The following is a 19,442-nucleotide window of genomic DNA, read 5'->3' on the forward strand; positions in this document are numbered from 1 at the left end:
TTATGCCGGATGCGGGATAGCCTTAAGGCTCTCTTTAGGTGCAGATACTGTTTTGTACGTGTTGTATGCCATTAGAATCATACCTGATAGGAAGATTAAACCACCTAGGAAACGTACAAAATAGAATGGGTATGACGCTTGTACCGACTCAACAAAGCTGTAAGTCAGAGTACCGTCAGAGTTAACTGCGCGCCACATTAGGCCTTGCATAACACCAGAGATCCACATCGCTACGATGTATAGAACCGTACCGATTGTTGCTAACCAGAAATGCACGTTAACCAAACCAACTGAGTACATACGCTCTTGGCCGAACAGACGAGGTACCAAGTGGTAAACCGAACCGATAGACACCATAGCTACCCAACCCAAAGCACCAGAGTGAACGTGACCAATGGTCCAGTCGGTGTAGTGAGAAAGCGCGTTTACTGTCTTGATTGCCATCATTGGGCCTTCGAAGGTAGACATACCGTAGAAAGACAACGAAACAATTAGGAAACGTAGGATAGGGTCATAACGAAGTTTATGCCAAGCCCCAGACAGCGTCATAATACCGTTGATCATACCACCCCAAGATGGAGCAAATAGAACCAATGACATCACCATACCCAAAGACTGAGTCCAGTCAGGTAGAGCAGTATAGTGAAGGTGGTGAGGGCCAGCCCAAATGTATAGAGAGATCAATGCCCAGAAGTGAACGATAGATAAACGGTAAGAATAAACAGGACGTTCAGCTTGTTTAGGGACGAAGTAGTACATCATACCTAGGAAACCAGCGGTCAGTAGGAAACCTACCGCATTGTGTCCATACCACCATTGAACCATCGCATCCACTGCTCCAGAATAAATCGAGTACGACTTAGTCAAGGAAACAGGAACTGCCATGCTGTTCACGATGTGAAGTACTGCTACGGTGATGATAAACGCGCCGAAGAACCAGTTGGCCACATAAATGTGGGAGGTCTTACGTTTTACCAATGTTCCGAAGAACACCACTGCGTACGAAACCCATACAATCGCAATCGCGATATCAATAGGCCATTCCAGCTCAGCGTACTCTTTAGAGGTAGTCATCCCCTGTGGTAGAGTAATAGCCGCAGCTAAGATAATTGCTTGCCAACCCCAAAAGGTGAAGGCAACGAGTGGGCCACCAAAAAGACGTGTTTGACAAGTACGCTGAACAACATAATAAGATGTTGCGAACAGGGCACTGGTACCAAACGCAAAAATTACCGCATTAGTATGCAGCGGACGTAAACGACTGTACGTCAACCACGGCGTATCAAAGTTTAGCTGTGGCCAAACTAATTGAGCGGCAATCAAAACACCAACAGCCATACCAACTATGCCCCATAAAATGGTCACTAGGGTAAATTGGCGAACGACTGTATAGTTGTAGTTTTGTTCAAGCTGCTTTACTTGGCTCATTATGCATGCTTCCAATTTCTAATTAACTACACTTTTACTTCCAACACGACTTGCGTCGTAACACCACCCAAGTAAACTCTAGAATTCAAGTGTTATCATCACTTTATTTCCATTGCTGACTTTAATAAAAAGTGGCATTTTCAGCTCGACACTATACTTGAATTAACAATTCAATGACAGGGTAGTAACCTTAATGAAGCTCGGTAACACATTTTTTATTTAAAAAGTTTGAAGTTTGTAACAAGGATATTGGTATTTATGCCGGCACAAAAGTTAACAAAGGCGAGACTCGCACAAATCTTAATCATGCTCAGTGTTTTAGTTGGCGCATTTTTATGGCGAACCTTTACACACGAGTCGCCTAAAAGCGTCGACTGCTCACAAAAAGAGCGATGTGATGTAACAATTTCAGGGGAAAGAATCACTATTAATCGTGACTCGGAGGGAATTGCTATCGAAACGCCGAAAAGTAACACTCTGAAAATTGATCTAGATCAATCGGGGCAATTTATTAATGTAGAGGGTATTAATAATAAATTTGAATGGAAGTCTATCTCACCAAGCAAAATTATTCAGCTTCGAATAGATCAAAATATTGTCGTAGTTCAATTATAAATTGGATATGAACCGAGATAATTTGAACTTCTTTTAGAAAATTGAAACTTCTTACTTAGTGATAATTGGTGGGAGTGGTATAACAATAAAGTCATGAACAAATTTAAAAGCGTATGCAGTGCCAATCAGTTTTTACTCATATTACAGATGAACATTTAGCGGTTAAAGAACTCCGTTCTGAGCTGATCCTAAATAATCCAGCATACGTCATATGTTATTACACAGAAGAGTACAACTTTGAGTTAATACGCAAAGCGCTACTCCAGTACTTTCCTGATACGCCTTTCCATGGCGCGAGTTCTTGCCAAGCAGTAATGACGGACCAGGGTTTTCATTCCGGTCCAGTCATTGCCGCACTTGCTATTTACGATCACGGTCCACATGCGTACGGGACTGGTATTTCACACTGTACTCAAAACGAAGGCGTCATGAATGCACTGGATATGGCACTTCAAGATGCCAATCGAGTAGGGGAAATACCCGACTTAATCCTACTCCATGCCACTCCTGGGAACGAAGAATCAATCATCGAATCTATCGATGAAAAGTTTGGAACATTGGTACCGATTATTGGTGGTTCTGCAGCCGACAACAACATTGAAAGAAAGTGGTCCGTCATTACCGCACAAGGTCAACAGCAGTCAGGGGTGAGCCTCACTTTATTTTATTCGTCACAACATGTTGATATCGCTTTTAGTGCAGGGCACACCTCGACAAACATAAAAGGTATTGCCACTAAAACCAAAGGGCGTTGTTTACTAGAGATTGATGGAGAGCCTGCATTAGAACGCTATAGACAGTGGACCAATCATCAGCAAAATCAAATAGGTATCGATAACCTGCTATTCACGAACTCCAGTGCTTATCCTATAGGAAGAATCGCTGGCTATTTGTACGACAGGCCATACTACAAACTATCTCATCCTATAAGAGAAACAGCAGAAGGAGGCATCGAACTCTTTACTAATATTGCTGAAGGAGAAGAGATCACTTTAATGAAAGGCAGTCGCGAACACTTGATAGCGCGAGCGGCAAAAGTTGTGAATATTGCGTTCAACCAAAAATTAGAAGATTCTCGTAAAATTGGTGTGATCAACATCTTTTGCGCAGGCCCTATGTTGCACTTAAAGCAAGACATGAACAGCGTTTGTGAACAAATCAACCAAGAACTGGAACACCTACCATTTATATGCCCATTTACCTTTGGTGAACAAGGAAGATTTATTGGTGGCGAAAATGGACATGGGAACCTCATGATCTCATCAGCGATATTCCACAAGCCTTATGAAAGATAAATATTTAGAAACCTACCAACAAGAAGCGCTACAGGAAGCGTTGGTTGAGTTACAGCAAGCAAAGCAGAGAGAAAAATTACTGGCTGATGAAAACAAAGCTATTCTCTCGGCAATATCAGCGATGAGCGAAGCCAAAAACCGTAATGAGATTTTCTCTGGGTTAAACACAGTCTTAAAAAAGTACATTCGCTTTGAAGATTTTATCGTAATCACCCGCGATGACAACAGGCAACCTTTTAAAACCCTAATATCAACAAATCAGGTCTTCAACAGAGTCAACTGGTTACACGGTAACACGTTGGAACGCGCGTTAAATGGTGAGTGTATTTTACTGTTCGAGCCATTAAAATTGGGTGAATTTGCTAACCTAAACATATTCGTTAAGAACCACGTGAACTCAGTCATCATGACTGGTATTCGCTCGGAAGTAACGCAAAATATCATCCTACTGATTGGGGGACAAAAAGGGCACTTCAGTATTGAAAACAGAGAAACACTTCGACGCTTTCGCCCGCTCATAGAACGAGCGGTCATTGATATCGAGACGAAAGAAAAGTTACAACGTATCGTTGATGTACGGACGACAGAGTTAGCGAAAGCGCGAGAAGAAGCCGAACTCGCGAACCAATCCAAGTCCGAGTTTCTAGCCATGATGAGCCACGAAATCCGAACCCCGCTAAACTCCGTGCTTGGTATGCTCGATATTTTAAGACAATCGACATTATCCAACGAGCAGTTCGAAGCACTATGTCAGATGGAGAGCTCTGCCGAACTGCTTCTAGCCATCATCAGTGATATCCTCGACCTCTCTAAAATAGAATCGGGCAGCTTTCAGTTACATGAGCAGTGGACCAATCTTGGTGACGCTGTCACCTTTGTCATTTCCCAGCAAAAACAGATAGCTAGAAGTAAAAATTTAGCTTTCCACCTGGATTGTAGTATACCGCCTGACAAACAGTATTGGATTGACTCAACCCGATTATCTCAAGTTTTATTTAACCTTATTGGTAACGCAATTAAATTCACTGATCATGGCAATGTAAATGTCTCAGTATCAGAACAGAAAGACGAGCTAATTATTTCCGTCTCTGACACGGGTATTGGTATTTCAAAAGCCAAACAATCACGCTTATTTACTGCGTTTGATCAAGGCGATAGATCGATAACCAGACGTTTCGGAGGAACAGGATTAGGTCTGGCGATTACCAAACATTTAGTAGAGATGATGCGTGGATCTATCTCAGTAGAAAGCGAAGAACATGTGGGGTCGTCATTCACAATAAAGATTCCAGTGCTAACCAGGCTTCATCAAAATCGTCCCGTTAAAATCGAAGTAAATAGTCCAGTCAAAGCATTGAATTTACTAGTGGTCGAAGACACGCATTCAAACCAGCTCGTGATTAAATTAATTCTGAATAAGCTAGGTCATAACGTTCACATCTCAAGTCACGGTGAAGAAGCGCTGATGTTTCTGGAAGAAAACAGTGACTCAATCGACATGATACTGATGGACGTGTCGATGCCAGTAATGGATGGTATTACCGCAACGCGCTTGATCCGAGAAAAAGGCATCACGATTCCAATCATCGCATTAACAGCGCACGCTTTAGAAAGTGACCGTGACAAATGCTTAGAAGCCGGTATGGACAGCTTCATTTCCAAACCAGTCCGTAGACAAGACATCTACGAAGCCATTCAAGTGTTTGTAGAAAATGATTAGCCTTAATATAGATCTTAACAATCGATAGATTATTAAGATCTATATTAAGTATTTTATGGTAAATAGTCATTATGTTTAATCAAAGCCTTAAATCCCTAGATTACATCAAAATAAGAGAGGGATAGGCTAGACTAAGAAAGATTTGGCGTAGCGTCATACGTTATTTAACATAATATACATAATGCGTAGTAGAGCTGTAGGAGCAAAGTTGTAATGTCACGTTTTAGCAAAGTTAAAATGTCTCTTTTTTGGGTTCTGCAGCTAGCCTCATTCTTATGTGAACTTATTTAAGGGACATTGGGATGCTGGTAACTATGAGTGACAAAGACCTTTCACGTTACAAAGTGATCAATGATGTTTGTGAACATCGTTTACGCCGTGCAGATGCGGCAGAGATCCTCAACTTGAGTGAGCGCCAAGTTCAACGCCTAATGAACCGGCTACGAGAGTCCGGTGCGGCCAGTTTGGTGCATGGTGCTCGCGGTAAGCCAAGTAATAATCGTATCTCCAGTGATTATCGTCAGACTATCTTAGCCATTGTTCGAAAGCATTATGCGGATTTTGCTCCAACATTAGCACAAGAAAAATTGTTAGAGCTCCATAATTTACCTCTTTCCAATGAGACCTTACGCCAGTGGATGATCGCCGATGGTCTCTGGGTTCCACACTCACAACGTCAACCTCGCGTTTACCAACCTCGTTATCGTCGTGACTGTTTAGGCGAACTGATCCAGATTGATGGCTCACACCACGATTGGTTTGAAGGACGCAGCCCTAAGTGCTGTCTCTTGGTCTACATCGATGATGCGACGGGACGTTTGATGAACCTACGCTTCAGTGATACCGAATCTGCCTTTGATTGCATGGTGGCCACACGGGAATACCTAAATCAACATGGCAAGCCTGTGGCTTTTTACAGCGATAAACACTCGATATTTCGAGTCAACCAAGAGCATCTCAAAAAAGTGGGATTAACCCAATTTGGTCGTATTCTTGATGAGTTCGGGATTGAACTGATTTGTGCGAACAGCTCTCAAGCCAAGGGACGTGTTGAGCGAGCGAATAAGACGCTACAAGACCGATTAATCAAGGAGATGCGTCTACAAGGCATCAATACCATTGAAGAAGCGAACGCATGGCTTCCCTACTTCATTGCCGATTTCAATCGACGTTTTGCCAAGCCTGCAATGTATCCGAAAAACATGCATCGAAAAGTGCGCGAAACCCCGCAGGAACTTGACGATATTTTCAGTTGGCAGGAAATACGTAAGCTCTCTAAATCACTGACATTTCAATATGACAAAGTGGTTTACCTCATTGAACCAACTGAAGAAAACAGCCGATTGGTTCACGAGCAAGTAAAAGTCTTAGACTATCCCAACGGAGACATTGCGATAGTGTATGGTCACAGAAAGTTGGAATTTAAAATCTTCGATAAGCTTGAACATGTTCAGCAAACCCAAATTGTAGACAACAAGCGATTAGGTCAAGTACTAAAGTTTGCTCAGCAGCAGCAAGAGGAATTCGAGCAACAACAGAAGCGAACCAGGAGCAAAAAGGCCCCTAAACGCAGAGCTCAACAAAGAGCGCTTCAGGAACAACTAAGGGCGATAAACCCAGTCCTCATCACACCAGAAACTTTCAAAGCCTCTAACAGTAAAACTTAACTCACCCACTCTATTTAACTCACAGAGGGACATTTCTACTTGGGGAAAAAAGAGGACATTTTAAAATGGGATTGACAAGAGCTGTAGGAGCAAAGTTAAAATGTCTCTTTTTTGGGTTCTGCAGCTAGCCTCATTCTTACGTGAACTTATTTAAGGGACATTGGGATGCTGGTAACTATGAGTGACAAAGACCTTTCACGTTACAAAGTGATCAATGATGTTTGTGAACATCGTTTACGCCGTGCAGATGCGGCAGAGATCCTCAACTTGAGTGAGCGCCAAGTAATAGCCATGAATGATCGCGAACTACAACGATTTTCTGTCATCCAAGATGTCTTGCACTGTAATCTTTCTCGTCAAGATGCGTCGCGAATTCTTGGTATTAGTTATCGGCAACTTTCCCGGCTGATAAAATCTTTTGTCAGGTTCGGTGCGGCTTCATTTCTATTGGGAACTTACCACCAGGATGTGCGTACGCTATTTGTTCGTAGAAAGTTCCCCGTTTTTAACTAGTGTGGCATGTGACAGTCGTTACAGCACCAATAACAACCATTTGACTGGGGATATTTCTTTTTTGCTTCAATGACTGCTTCAGCACAATTATCAAATAAGCCTAGATAAGTCTTAGATTGGATTTTATCAAAATGAGGACAGCCCGAGTTATGGACCTCATGATCACCATTATTATGGACTTCATGGTCGCTATTATCTTGAGCTATATCGTTTACGTAATATGCTAGTTTCATTGTCTAGCCCATCTTGTTAAGTGTGATATTCAAGATAAATATAGCTGAAAAACAATCTTCGGGTACGTTGGCCATTTAGACAATAAAAAAGCCGACCCCCATAGTTAAGGTTCGTCTTTATTTTTGTATAAATACATGGAGGAAAAGCTCCAAGCACCCTACTTCACTTGGTTTTGTAGGCTATAACGCAAAGCATCTTGAACGCCACCAGCTACCATAAAATTGAGTGTATCGCTTTAAAATGCCGTGCGTAGTGAATCTATAACGCTGGCTTAGCCCATCACACATTGGCTGATGTGTTTGTTGAAAGTGATCAGATCAAAAGATCCTTTAATCTCAAACAGCACTTTACCAACCTCGCTAAGGTAAAGCTCGATCTCACAATCGAGATCCAATGTGCCTGAAGTTTCTACAGAGAACGCGTTTACCTTGCTATACGGTAACGATGTATAGTCCACTTTTGAGCCGGTAATCCCCTGAACGTTCGCAGCAATAACTCGTTTATTGGTGAAAACCACTTGATCGCGAATACTTTTGAAAGCGGCGATGATTTCTTCGCCATCAATCAGAAACTTGTAGAAATCTTCTCTCACCTTCGACTCTTCAATCGGCTTTAGTTTAAACACCGATGAGTTTTCAAAATCGATCATGACTATCTCCTATTCAGGTATGCGTTTTAAAGCCATTTGCCCTCTTGTATTCATCTTTCCTGCCCATGTTTATGGTTTGGGGAAAACGAAATAGGCAAAGCCTCGCTTGATAAAAAGTAGGTCGCAAACAGAAGTATCTAAAATTGCTTTTCCATACGTAACAGCTTCCACGACTTGCCGTTAAAGTATCTGGTACCGGATTCAACCGTCAAAGTCTTAAAACCCAGAGATTCATAACACTTCCTAGCCGCCGTATTATGCTCAAATACCGCTAAACTGAGCATCTCTGCAGACAAGTCATTCCTTGCTTTATCAATCACTTGCGCCATCATCTTCTTTGCGAGTCCTTGACCACGAAACTCTTCGCTTATAAAAACTCGACAGATGCGATAATGATCTTCTGTTATCTTGTACAGTTCGATAAACCCTACATTGTCATTGTTCAGGGTGACAAGATAAGGATGCACTTCAGCTTGAGCGCAGTGTCGTTTGATCTGTGTTTGAGTCAATGGAAAAGAGTATGCTGGTCCGCCCCATAAGTAATTCAACTCATCGGTCTTAATCCATTCCACCAGCTGCTTAAAATGAGATTGTTTAAACTCGGTTAACTGCATACTTCTCCAGAAGATCCAAAGCGTTATCGTTAATCAACAGGAAGAATAATACAGCTTGCTAGTATTCGTCACAAACTTCTCGTTTATAAACCGTTTTAGACTCGACAAAACAGTCACGCATTTCATTTGGTGCTTTTTGATATTCAGACCCAACACTAAAAGCCGAACCCCATCGCTAAGGTTCGGCTTTAGTGTTGGCTTCATATTAGAGTAATTAATACGACTCTAATGTGTAAGCCAGTCGAGGCCAATCGACTTCGCTATGTTATGAGCAGTGAGCTCATTGTGTAAACCGTCATTTGTAGGGTTACGAAGCGCGTCGCAAGGTTTTACATTCGCTTGCATTGTTGCCGCGAACCTATGGAGCCAAGGTAAAATGATCCGGTGTTCTTAATTCGTTGTAATATGGAGTCGGATATACTTCTCGGGAAACTTGTATCTAAATCGCTTCCCAATTTTTAAATTGGATTTCACGTATCGGCATACGGTTTGATCGCCAGTTCCAGATACTCGCTTAATGGATGCTTTACTTCCCTTGTGCTCCATTTCTATCATTACATCGCAATAGCCCTGATAATCATCGAACTGCTTACTTACTTTTCGCTGAAGCTTATTTTTGATCTTTTTCGCAACTGGATTGGTTTGAGAATCATCTGCAAACGCTGGTGTATTAAAGAGTGATAAAGCCAATAAAGTGACAACGTATCGCATGAAAAACTCCATATAACTATCTGACAAATATGGAATTATGTTAGTTTCTTGCGTTTTAAATACAAAAATAGGACGCGATTTTGCGTCCCATTTAACATGCAGAAGTAATTGATATGTAGGCTAAGCGCGTTTTTTGCCTTTAGAGGTTTTAAAGCCTTGGTGAGGAAAGACATTGCGAATTCTTTGCTGGGTTTTCTTCGGTACGTCTTTAGAAAAGACCAATCGCATACCTGTGCGCTGGCTATAAACTTTCATTTCACCAGTAAACGGATTGTGTTCACTGATGTCTTCTAAGTTGTGTTTAAAAGAAGGCGGAATATGACCTTTCACTTTACTGATGTGCCCTTCGTCAAACGAAACCTTGAGTACCGGCCGGTCAACCGCAATCAGCCAAAAGATAACAACAGCAGCAATCAATATTACGTATAACATTTAATACTCCTTAACTGGATAACAGCTTACTCAAGTCTTCTTTAAGTGAACTAACCTTCTGACTTGCCTTTTCACTTCGTGATGCTTCGGAAAGTAGATATTCAATCGCATCAGATAATGTACAACCTAAATCATTTGCTCGGCTGGACAGCTTTTCCCAAACCCGGTAATCCAAATCGATGGACTTCTTCTTAGTATGAACTTGCTCAGCGTTGAAATGACGTTTGCGTTTTGCGCGTATTGCTTGTTTGAGCTTGTTCTCAAGTGCTTCTGACATGTGATTATCTATCCATGCCAGTACTTGTGTAGGTTCGTGCTCAAGGCCTCGTAACTCAGCGACTGCGGCATCTGCTTCACTGGAGTCAATGTGACGCGTTATCGCCTCTCCATCCTTCCATTTCTTAATCAGATAGTTCCACTTCCATCCACATTCCAAATTTTCAAGTTGCTGATATTTCATCCTTTCCGACCCGTAGCTTTCACCTAGTGACAGCGTAACCCAGTTATTCTAAATCAGCAAACAAATCTCTAAGAAGTATCGATGCTGATCACTCATTTGTCTAAGTCTTACTCAGGCTAAACATCTCTTTGACGTGATTGTAGAAATTGGGACTAGGGAGTTATTGGCAGTTTCGCTATAATGGCGCCAAATTAAATGATGATGAATTTTAATGAACCAACTTAACTGGCAAGACGTTACGCCTTCGTTCGATGAATACGAAGCATTATTGAAGTCCGCTTCGACATTACCAAACAAGACATTTGTTGATCTGCAACCTCGAATGTCAGCCACAATCTCTCGCTTCACTAAACTTGGTGGCCTTACCCGCATCCTGCTGATTAATTGCGTCGATAACTCTATATACCGTGGGTTTATCAGTAAGGCAGTCGAACATAACGCATCTTCGCCAGTGGTTACGACCGAATCGCTCGACGCGAAACACTTATTTGATCGTTACAGTCTCTCTGAAAATGGCGAAGTGACGTCAGAACAGGGACTCATTGCTCAAGCCCATGGCGGTTATCTCATGGTTCCTGCCAATTTGATTCTGGCAAACCCTGGTTACTGGCCAAGCATTAAGTCTGCAATTCAAAAACAACCTTTTACACCAATGAACATGAGCCCTACACGTATTGCAGCCTCTGCCGTGGCAACAAATAGCTATGACGTTAAGCTTATTGTTACTGGTGACAGAAGCCAGTTAGCGGAACTCGAATATGTTGATGAGGATTTCTCGTCTGGCCTTAGTATGTATACCGAGGTTGAGGAAGACATCCATTTGTCTCTGGACAATTTGTCTCCGTACTTGGGTTTTGTGAATTGGTTATGTACAGAATACAACCTACCAAGTTTAGATACAGACGCTTATAAAAGACTGATGCTCGCTGGCATGCGCGAAATGGAAGATCAGCATTATCTTCCTCTTGGTATCATGTGGCATTGTCAGCTTTTAACGCTGGCTAGCCAACACCGCGACGGTGAGAGGATTGATTTCAAAGCAATAGACCAGGCGATTGATGACAAATACTATCGCGAATCTTACCTGCCACAACGCGCTGTATACGATATTCTTGATGGTCAGGTGATCATCGAGACGACAGGTGAACAAGTTGGACAAATTAATGGTTTAACGGTCATTGATATGGCGGGTCACCCAGTTTCTTACGGTGAACCTGCGCGTATTTCCTGTGTAATTCACTTTGGTGACGGTGATGTCTCTGATGTAGAGCGTAAAGCTGAACTCGGCGGCAATTTACACGCGAAAGGTATGATGATCATGCAAGCGTTCCTGAGTTCTGCGCTAAACTTTGATGAGCCATTGCCCTACGCCGCTTCTATTGTGTTTGAACAGTCTTATAGTGAAGTTGATGGCGATAGTGCCTCCCTTGCTGAATTATGCTGTTTGGTGAGTGCGCTGTCTGAATGTCCAGTGGATCAGCAAATTGCGGTCACAGGCGCAGTCGACCAATTTGGTCGAGTTCAGGCCGTTGGTGGTTTGAATGAAAAAATCGAAGGCTTCTATCAGGTTTGTAAGCATCAGGGCTTTACTGGACATCAAGGTGTGATTCTGCCTAAGACTAACCTGAAGCATTTGGCCTTACATAAAAGTGTCATAGAAAGCATTCAAAATGGAGAGTTCAACATTTGGTCGGTATCGACTGTCGATGAAGCCATTCCTATCTTAATGGGTAAACCATTCCGCGGTGAAGACGACAGTATTATTGGAAAAATTGCTGAACGTATTGAAAATTTTGAAAGACATGAACATGCGGAAGGAATAGTGCAGCGTATCAAAAACTGGTTTGTTTAGAACTGATCGGAGTTGTTTAGCGTACACGTGTTCACTAAGATGCATCTGTCAAAAATTGGAGTGATTGATAATGCAAAACAAACGTGATTCTTATAATCGTGATGATCTTCTAGCTTCGAGCCAAGGTGAGCTTTTCGGCCCAGGTCGCCCACAACTACCTGCGCCAAACATGCTTATGATGGATCGTATTACCAAAATGTCAGAGACGGAAGGTGACTTTGGTAAGGGCTTAATTCTAGCGGAATTGGATATTACTCCAGATCTTTGGTTCTTTGATTGCCACTTCCCTGGCGACCCGGTAATGCCTGGTTGTCTTGGCTTAGACGCAATGTGGCAGCTTGTTGGTTTCTACCTTGGCTGGATTGGCGGTGAAGGCAAAGGCCGTGCTCTGGGTGTTGGTGAAGTGAAATTTACAGGTCAGATCCTGCCAACAGCGAAGAAAGTAACCTACGAAATCCACATGAAGCGCGTTGTAAACCGTAAGCTTGTTATGGGTCTGGCGGATGGCCGTGTATTAGTAGACGGTAAAGAAATCTACGTAGCGAAAGATCTGAAAGTTGGTTTGTTCCAGGACACTTCTAACTTCTAAGTACAGGTTTTCTGCAGTTTCATTAAAGGCTCCGGTTGGAGCCTTTTTTATTTCGCGAAACCTAATCCTGTAAATTTTCTCATGCGCTGAATGCAGAAAAGGCTCTTTAAAGAGCCCTTTCAAATCCTTCTAGTTGTATGTGGGAGTTATTATTTATAGAGACCAGAGTTCTTTTCGTCTCTGGCATCACGCCAACCACCTAACCAATACGACCGAGCATCAACTTGTTGATATGGGCAAGCCTCTTGGGACCTTCCATTCAACCCAGCTTTATAGCCTTGAGATTGAGCTCGTTCTAGGCGATCACGCTTTTGTCTCTTCATAGTTAATTCCTCATACAGATCCATTTTAAAAATTGCTTCTGTTTTTGTGAAACTTTAGTGGAGTTTTTATGACTCCAACTACAAGAATCGATCAACTTTGACATTTTCTCAAGACATAAAAAAAGCACAGACTCATTTCTGTGAATCTGTGCTTGAATTGAAAATTTTTAACTATTTTCTACGGAACCCAAATAAGCCTAGCATGGTCAAAGCTAACCAACCAAGCCCGGCACCTTCACGCGTTGCATTTTCTTCTTCGATGCTTCGAGAGACAATATCCTCCTGAGTTTGATCAGGGATTGGCAGGAGTTTCACCGCAACGATCTCTTCTGTCACGTCACAAGATGCGTTGTGCGCTGTAGAATTATAGCCGCCAGCACATTTCAATGCCGTGCCAGATACAACGCCAGCATCGTTAATGTCGGTTGCATCGATGATGCGGAACTCGTTGTTCGCTTCAGAGTATTCACCACCGTTAGTCAGTGCATCTAAAAGCCATGGCTGACCGCCAAATAGTGATTCAGCACGCTCGCTCGCTGTACCGTCTGCACTATATGGGTAAATGAAACCGCGCTTACGGCGTGGCTTACCATCATCCTCACGGGTAGAGTCCGTATCTATCTGACCAACAATTTCATTATAGGCGTTGATGCCACCCATTTTACCGCCAGCACCATTAAAGAAGATGCCAGAAGTTGGGTACACTGCGCTTAGAGAGTCAGAACGAACATCAGGTACGATAAACAAACGATTTGGGTATGCACCCGCTGTCGGGATACTGCGTTTTGCCTCACCGATACCGACAAAGTTTGCGTTAACCGCTGTCAGACGCGAGTTCGAGTGAATGGTATCACCGTCTTCTCGTTGACGTGCGCCACTTACCACTTTATTCGACCATGTAACGTTTTCAATTGACGTTTCAGACTCTAGCGTCCCCACAAACACGGTCGCGTTCATGTAGTTGTTGTCAGAATACGTATTGTAACCAACGCCATATACTGTCGTACCATCAACGATGAAGTCACGCATGCTACCTTGCGCTAGGCGGTTGTTATCGCTGGAAGTATTACTTGGCCATGATAGCTCAGATACGTTACCTGCCTGATCCCAGATTGCGGCTTTAGAGGTGTGGTGAGTACCATTATTGTTACTCGCTCTACGTGAAACGCTACCCGATGTGAACACACCGTCTGTTTTCCACGCATGGCTCTCGACAACTGTTGCCTGATCTTCTTCCGTAATGATGTTAGGAAGAACAGGAGCGACAACCGTGTTACGCGTGTCCAGCGTAGATGAATCATCTGCACTGATTACGCTTTGGTTACCAACTGCTTCACCGGTTGACGTTAAGCTATTGATAACGTTGTTGTACTCATTTACGTACGCCGCACTATCACCTTCGACAAATGCCAACGCATTAGAGGTAAAGTCTTTGTAGCGTTCGTTATCCCAAGGCACGACGTTTACCGCAGCCCATGTCTCACAGGTGTTGTAACCCAGGTTGTAATAACAGTAACTTTCAAAGTCATCGCGATCATCTACATAAGAAAATCGAGAGTCCATACCAAATGGCACTTCTTCTCGATAGCTAATACCGTCTACTGCCTGGCCAGCTGATAAAGGCGTTGTACGACTCTCAACGGCGAGCTTAAATTGATCTTGCGTACAGTTGGCTGTTGAATCAAAACACCCTAGAGCAAATGGAGAACTCGTAGATGCGTCCTCAACATCACCCTGCTGAATCGCAACACCATAAGCCGTTTCATAATCGACAACGTCACCATTTACCTCAGGTGAAACTTCGATAACTTGATACAATGCAGCGTTTGCACTCATTGATGAACCTACCATCATCGCGATGGCAGTTAGTTTGAATTTGTGACTACAATTCATTGAATTCTTAACTATCCTGTTGCATTGCTTCGAGTTCTTCCCATCTCTCGAATGCGATTTCCAACTCCTGCTCGAGAGCAGTAAGCTGTTCCAATACCGGTTGAGTTTGTTCTACAGATTTAGTGAAAAATTCCGGATCATTCACTTGTTCTTGCAACGTCTCAATATCCGACTCTAATTGTTCTAGTTTAGCTGGAAGAGCTTCTAGCTCTCTTTGCAGCTTATATGATAATTTCTTCGAGTTGTTCTTAGGCTGAGGTGTTTTGGGAGTTTCCTCAACCACTTTTTCTTTACTCGCTGCTTTTTCAGCCGACTGACGAGCGACCAATACCTGCTCACGTTGCTGTCTTGCATCGTGATAACCACCAACAAATTCTTCTATAACGCCATTTCCTTCGAAGATCCAACTTGTTGTCACCGTATTATCAACAAACTCACGGTCGTGGCTTACTAACAGTAGCGTACCCTGATAGTTGGCAAGCATTTCTTCTAAAAGTTCCAACGTTTCGATATCCAAATCGTTGGTTGGTTCATCAAGAATAAGTAAGTTGTTTGGTTTCAGCAAGATACGCGCTAATAATAGACGGTTTTTTTCGCCGCCGGAAAGTGCTTTAACTGGTGTTCTTGCTCGTTTTGGCGCAAATAAGAAATCTTGTAGGTAACTCAGAGCATGACGTTGGCGGCCACCAACCATCACTTCTTGCTTACCATCCGCCAAGTTATCAATCACCGTTTTTTCTGGGTCTAATATCTCACGGTACTGGTCGAAGTACGCAACTTCAAGCTTAGTACCACAATGTAGACGACCAGACTGTGCTTCTAACTGGCCTAAAAGTAACTTAAGTACCGTACTCTTACCGCAGCCGTTTGGACCAATTAGTGCGATTCGATCGCCGCGCATAATATTGAAGCTGAAGTTATCAACGATTTTTTTGCCTTCATAAGCAAAGGATACGTTTTCAGCTTCAAAGACGATTTTACCGGAGCGAGAGGCATCATCGATATTCAGGTTAACTTTGCCCTGCACATCGCGGCGGTCACGCCGCTCTTCACGGAGTTTCTTCAGTGCGCGCACACGGCCTTCATTACGAGTACGACGTGCTTTGATGCCCTGACGAATCCATACCTCTTCTTGAGCAAGTTTCTTGTCGAATTCTGCATTCTGCATTTCTTCAACACGAAGCATCTCTTCTTTTTCTGTCAGGTAGCCTTCGTAATTACCCGGAAATGAAGCAAGCTGACCTCGGTCGAGATCCACGATGCGTGTTGCCATCGACTTAATGAAAGCACGGTCGTGAGAAATAAAGATGATCGAACCTTTAAAGTCTTTCAGGAAGTTCTCTAGCCACTCGATAGTTGTCACATCAAGGTGGTTAGTTGGCTCATCAAGAAGCAGTACATCAGGATCACACACAAGCGCGCGAGCAAGTGCTGCTTTACGTTGCCAGCCTCCAGATAAATCCGTCAGCTTTGTTTCAGGACTCAGCTTCAGTGCGCCTAACACATTGTTAACGCGATCATCAAAGCGCCATGCATTGGAATGATCAAGTTGCTCCTGAACCTTAGATAAGCGATTAATGTTCTTTTCACTTGGGTCCTGAGCGACAAGATCAAGAAGATCGTGATAGATCTTCAACTGTTCACCGACTTCGGCTAAGCCACCCGATACGTATTCGTAAACGGTGCCTTCCTGGTTGCGTGGTGGATCTTGCTCTAAACGAGAGACGACGACGTCTTGAGTGATCTGGATTTTTCCGTCATCCAGTACAATGTCGCCAGCAAGCACTTTCATCAACGTGGACTTACCGGCACCATTTCGCCCTACTAAACACACTCGTTCGTTTTCTTGTAAGGCAAATTCTGCATGGTCGAGTAACGGATGATCGCCAAATGCCAACTGCGCATTATGAATGGTAAGTAATGCCATTATTTTCCAACCAATTTGTAAGTTGCTCTGAGTCAAACGGCCAGTTCAGCTCAGAATCTTGATATTTGAGTACGGGTATCGTGACACCGTAACGAGAAAATAGTTCATCATCGAACGCTATGTCGACGATATCAGTCTGTTCCGCCAGACCGACCTCAGTTATTAGAGAGAATGCCATCTCACAAAGATGGCAGCCCTCTGTGCTATACAATGTCAGCACATCAAAATCCTTTTTTACTCTGCGTGTGTAACCAACCAGCAGTTATGAATGTGTTTGTTACGAGCAAAATCCAGCGGTAGCGTTTGAGAAGAGATGTTTTGAGCCTTCAGACCTAATTCAGCTAATGCTTGTTCATCCATCTTGAAATGACGCTTGTTGTTTGAGAACACGATAGTGCCTTCATTTCTTAATAGTCGCTTGAGGTTTTTCATCAATTTAATGTGGTCACGCTGTACATCAAACGACGTTTCCATACGCTTAGAGTTTGAGAACGTCGGTGGATCAATAAAGATAAGATCGTACTCGCCTTTTGCATTTTCTAACCACTGCAGACAATCCGCTTGCTCATAGCGGTGCTGGCGCCCTACACAACCGTTAAGCTGCATATTGTCTTTCGCCCAGTTCAGGTAGGTGTTAGACATATCAACCGTCGTGGTTGAACGAGCACCACCAACGGCTGCGTGAACGGTAGCGCTACCTGTATAAGCAAACAGGTTTAAGAAATCTTTCCCTTTTGCCATTTCACCAATGCGACGACGAGTGATTTTATGATCAAGGAAAAGACCCGTATCAAGGTAGTCGTGAAGATTTACGATCAGCTTCACACCATACTCATGAACTTCCAGTGTTTCAGAGACTTGTCCCAGTTTCTGGTACTGATTGCGGCCTTTTTGCTTCTCACGAACTTTAAGTACGACTTTGTTCGCTTCCACACCCGTGACCTGAATGGTTGCACGGATGATGTCGGTTAAACGACGTTTGGCTTTTTCTTCTGGGATGTTCTTAGGTGCAGCGTACTCTTGAATAACGATTTGATCGCCATATACATCAATTGCAACGTTGTATTCAGGAAGATCGGCATCGTAGATTCGGTAGCAGTCTAGCTCTTCTTTACGAGCCCACTTACCAATCTTACCCATGTTCTTTTTCAGGCGGTTAGAGAAGTCAGGTGCGATTTGTACATTGGTATCTGCGCCTTTCACTTCATCAACACTGCGTTCTGCAATGCTGTAATTCTTCTGGTGACACTGTAACGCACCATTGTTTAACTTGAACTGTTTATCCGCACGCATGCGAAGACAGCTAAGCAATTCATCAGAGCTAGAAAAAATCGACGCTTTGCAGCCACCAAACTCAGACTTAAGTTGCCCACCAAATGCAGTGTATAGCGCAATCAAGCCAGGCTCTGTACCTAAACGCTCACCATATGGAGGGTTAGAAACAATAACGCCATGCTCAAATCCTGCTGGACGAGTGATGGTTGCCGCGTCACCTTGTGCAAATTCAATCAACTCTTCAACACCTGCTCTGCGAGCATTATCTTGAGCGACTTTCAATACTTTAGGGTCGTTATCAAAGCCGAAAAACTTTGCGTCAACTTTTTTGACACCACGGCGAGCCTGAACATTGGCCTCAGATTTAATCTCGGCCCACAGCTCAGGTTCGAAGTCTTCTAGTGACTCAAAGCCCCATTGCTTACGCTTCACACCAGGCGCCATATTGGCTGCCATCATCGCCGCTTCGATAAGTAGCGTGCCTGAACCACACATTGGGTCGAGTAAAGGCTGATGGCCATCCCAACCACAACGCATGATGATCGCAGAAGCTAATGTTTCACGCAGAGGGGCGCGGCCTGATTCCGGACGGTAGCCACGCTGATGAAGTCCACTACCCACCATATCCACACCAAGCAATGCTTTGTCTTTGTGCAAGCGAACATGAACACGGATATCCGGACGCTCTTTACTGATATTTGGACGAGGTAATCCTTTCTTTTCAAAGCAATCGACGATGCCATCTTTTACTTTCATCGCACCGTATTGGCTATTGCGGATTTCACGGTTTGTACCGTTAAAGTCGACAACGAAACGCTTTGAACTATGGAATTGGTTCACCCAGTTAATGGCCATTGTAGAAAGGTACAAGTCCATATCATCGTTACAGGTGAATTCAGATAAAACACGTACAAATCGAGACGCCAAACGGCTCCACAAACAACAGCGATAAACTTGTTCGTTTGTCGCTTTAAATTTTACGCCTGCCTGTACTGGTTTCGCATTTTCGATGCCTAGTTTAGTCAGTTCTTCAACAAGCAAATTTTCCATGCCATTTGAAGTTACCGCGAGATATTGATTCATAGTGTTCTTTCGCTGATAAAAAATGGCTTCAATTATACCTGACTTTACGATCAATGCCTCGTTTTTAAAGGTATTTTCCCTTCCGTTAGCACAAACACTCACCAGTTAGCTGATCTAAAAGTTACTACATTTTGCACTTCAATCAACTTTCATCTCGTTTTC

General features: G+C 43.2%; 18 protein-coding genes. 7 read left to right on the forward strand and 11 right to left on the reverse strand.

What is annotated here, in order from left to right:
* Entirely contained in the window at positions 1–1,428 is a 1,428-nt protein-coding gene (gene ccoN, locus OO774_RS08500) for a cytochrome-c oxidase, cbb3-type subunit I (protein WP_264901540.1), read from the reverse strand.
* A 258-nt stretch (positions 1,429–1,686) separates the two neighbouring features.
* Here ccoN and OO774_RS08505 point away from each other — a divergent pair, with 258 nt between their 5' ends.
* From OO774_RS08505 to OO774_RS08525, 5 genes are all read left to right on the forward strand, one after another.
* Positions 1,687–2,043: a hypothetical protein gene (locus tag OO774_RS08505; protein ID WP_264901541.1), complete on the forward strand. Its 357-nt coding sequence runs from the start codon at positions 1,687–1,689 to the stop codon at positions 2,041–2,043.
* 113 nt (positions 2,044–2,156) lie between these two features.
* Positions 2,157–3,338 carry an FIST N-terminal domain-containing protein gene (locus tag OO774_RS08510; RefSeq protein ID WP_264901543.1) on the forward strand — a complete coding sequence of 394 codons (1,182 nt, stop codon included), beginning with the start codon at positions 2,157–2,159 and terminating at the stop codon, positions 3,336–3,338.
* Complete coding sequence (locus OO774_RS08515; protein WP_264901545.1) at positions 3,328–5,058, forward strand: ATP-binding protein; 1,731 nt, start codon at positions 3,328–3,330, stop codon at positions 5,056–5,058. Before OO774_RS08510 ends, OO774_RS08515 begins: the two co-directional genes overlap by 11 nt.
* A 314-nt stretch (positions 5,059–5,372) precedes the next feature.
* The gene (locus tag OO774_RS08520) at positions 5,373–6,725 is read left to right on the forward strand and encodes an ISNCY family transposase (protein ID WP_264906092.1); all 1,353 of its coding nucleotides are present in this window, start codon (positions 5,373–5,375) and stop codon (positions 6,723–6,725) included.
* A gap of 165 nt (positions 6,726–6,890) precedes the next feature.
* Positions 6,891–7,238: a helix-turn-helix domain-containing protein gene (locus tag OO774_RS08525; protein ID WP_264901547.1), complete on the forward strand. Its 348-nt coding sequence runs from the start codon at positions 6,891–6,893 to the stop codon at positions 7,236–7,238.
* A gap of 505 nt (positions 7,239–7,743) precedes the next feature.
* Here the strand turns inward: OO774_RS08525 and OO774_RS08530 are convergent.
* The 5 genes from OO774_RS08530 to matP form a co-directional block, all read right to left on the reverse strand.
* Positions 7,744–8,121, reverse strand: coding sequence for a PH domain-containing protein (locus OO774_RS08530; RefSeq protein WP_264901548.1), 378 nt, complete (start codon positions 8,119–8,121; stop codon positions 7,744–7,746).
* Positions 8,122–8,258: 137 nt separating this feature from the next.
* Positions 8,259–8,735: a GNAT family N-acetyltransferase gene (locus OO774_RS08535; RefSeq protein ID WP_264901551.1), complete on the reverse strand. Its 477-nt coding sequence runs from the start codon at positions 8,733–8,735 to the stop codon at positions 8,259–8,261.
* 390 nt (positions 8,736–9,125) lie between these two features.
* Entirely contained in the window at positions 9,126–9,446 is a 321-nt protein-coding gene (locus OO774_RS08540) for a hypothetical protein (protein ID WP_264901552.1), read from the reverse strand.
* 120 nt (positions 9,447–9,566) lie between these two features.
* A complete protein-coding gene (locus OO774_RS08545) occupies positions 9,567–9,878 on the reverse strand; it encodes a DUF3634 family protein (protein ID WP_264901553.1) in 312 nt (103 codons plus the stop codon).
* Positions 9,879–9,888: 10 nt separating this feature from the next.
* Positions 9,889–10,338, reverse strand: coding sequence for a macrodomain Ter protein MatP (gene matP, locus OO774_RS08550; RefSeq protein WP_264901555.1), 450 nt, complete (start codon positions 10,336–10,338; stop codon positions 9,889–9,891).
* Positions 10,339–10,549: 211 nt separating this feature from the next.
* Between matP and OO774_RS08555 the strand changes: the two genes are divergently transcribed.
* Both OO774_RS08555 and fabA read left to right on the forward strand, forming a co-directional pair.
* Positions 10,550–12,190, forward strand: a complete 1,641-nt coding sequence (locus OO774_RS08555) for a Lon protease family protein (RefSeq protein ID WP_264901557.1) — start codon at positions 10,550–10,552, stop codon at positions 12,188–12,190.
* Between the two features lie 70 nt (positions 12,191–12,260).
* Positions 12,261–12,779 carry a bifunctional 3-hydroxydecanoyl-ACP dehydratase/trans-2-decenoyl-ACP isomerase gene (gene fabA / locus OO774_RS08560; RefSeq protein ID WP_264901559.1) on the forward strand — a complete coding sequence of 173 codons (519 nt, stop codon included), beginning with the start codon at positions 12,261–12,263 and terminating at the stop codon, positions 12,777–12,779.
* Positions 12,780–12,928: 149 nt separating this feature from the next.
* Here the strand turns inward: fabA and rmf are convergent, their stop codons facing one another.
* From rmf to rlmKL, 5 genes are all read right to left on the reverse strand, one after another.
* Positions 12,929–13,102: a ribosome modulation factor gene (gene rmf / locus OO774_RS08565; protein ID WP_014231881.1), complete on the reverse strand. Its 174-nt coding sequence runs from the start codon at positions 13,100–13,102 to the stop codon at positions 12,929–12,931.
* A gap of 171 nt (positions 13,103–13,273) precedes the next feature.
* The gene (locus tag OO774_RS08570; protein ID WP_264901562.1) at positions 13,274–14,995 is read right to left on the reverse strand and encodes a DUF3466 family protein; all 1,722 of its coding nucleotides are present in this window, start codon (positions 14,993–14,995) and stop codon (positions 13,274–13,276) included.
* 7 nt (positions 14,996–15,002) lie between these two features.
* A complete protein-coding gene (locus tag OO774_RS08575; RefSeq protein WP_264901564.1) occupies positions 15,003–16,922 on the reverse strand; it encodes an ABC transporter ATP-binding protein in 1,920 nt (639 codons plus the stop codon).
* A complete protein-coding gene (locus tag OO774_RS08580; protein ID WP_014231884.1) occupies positions 16,900–17,142 on the reverse strand; it encodes a glutaredoxin family protein in 243 nt (80 codons plus the stop codon). The genes OO774_RS08575 and OO774_RS08580 overlap by 23 nt, the downstream gene beginning before the upstream one ends.
* A gap of 14 nt (positions 17,143–17,156) precedes the next feature.
* Entirely contained in the window at positions 17,157–19,280 is a 2,124-nt protein-coding gene (rlmKL, locus tag OO774_RS08585) for a bifunctional 23S rRNA (guanine(2069)-N(7))-methyltransferase RlmK/23S rRNA (guanine(2445)-N(2))-methyltransferase RlmL (protein WP_264901566.1), read from the reverse strand.
* Between the last annotated feature and the right edge of the window lie 162 nt (positions 19,281–19,442).

This window comes from Vibrio sp. STUT-A11 (assembly GCF_026000435.1).
Lineage (GTDB): Bacteria > Pseudomonadota > Gammaproteobacteria > Enterobacterales > Vibrionaceae > Vibrio.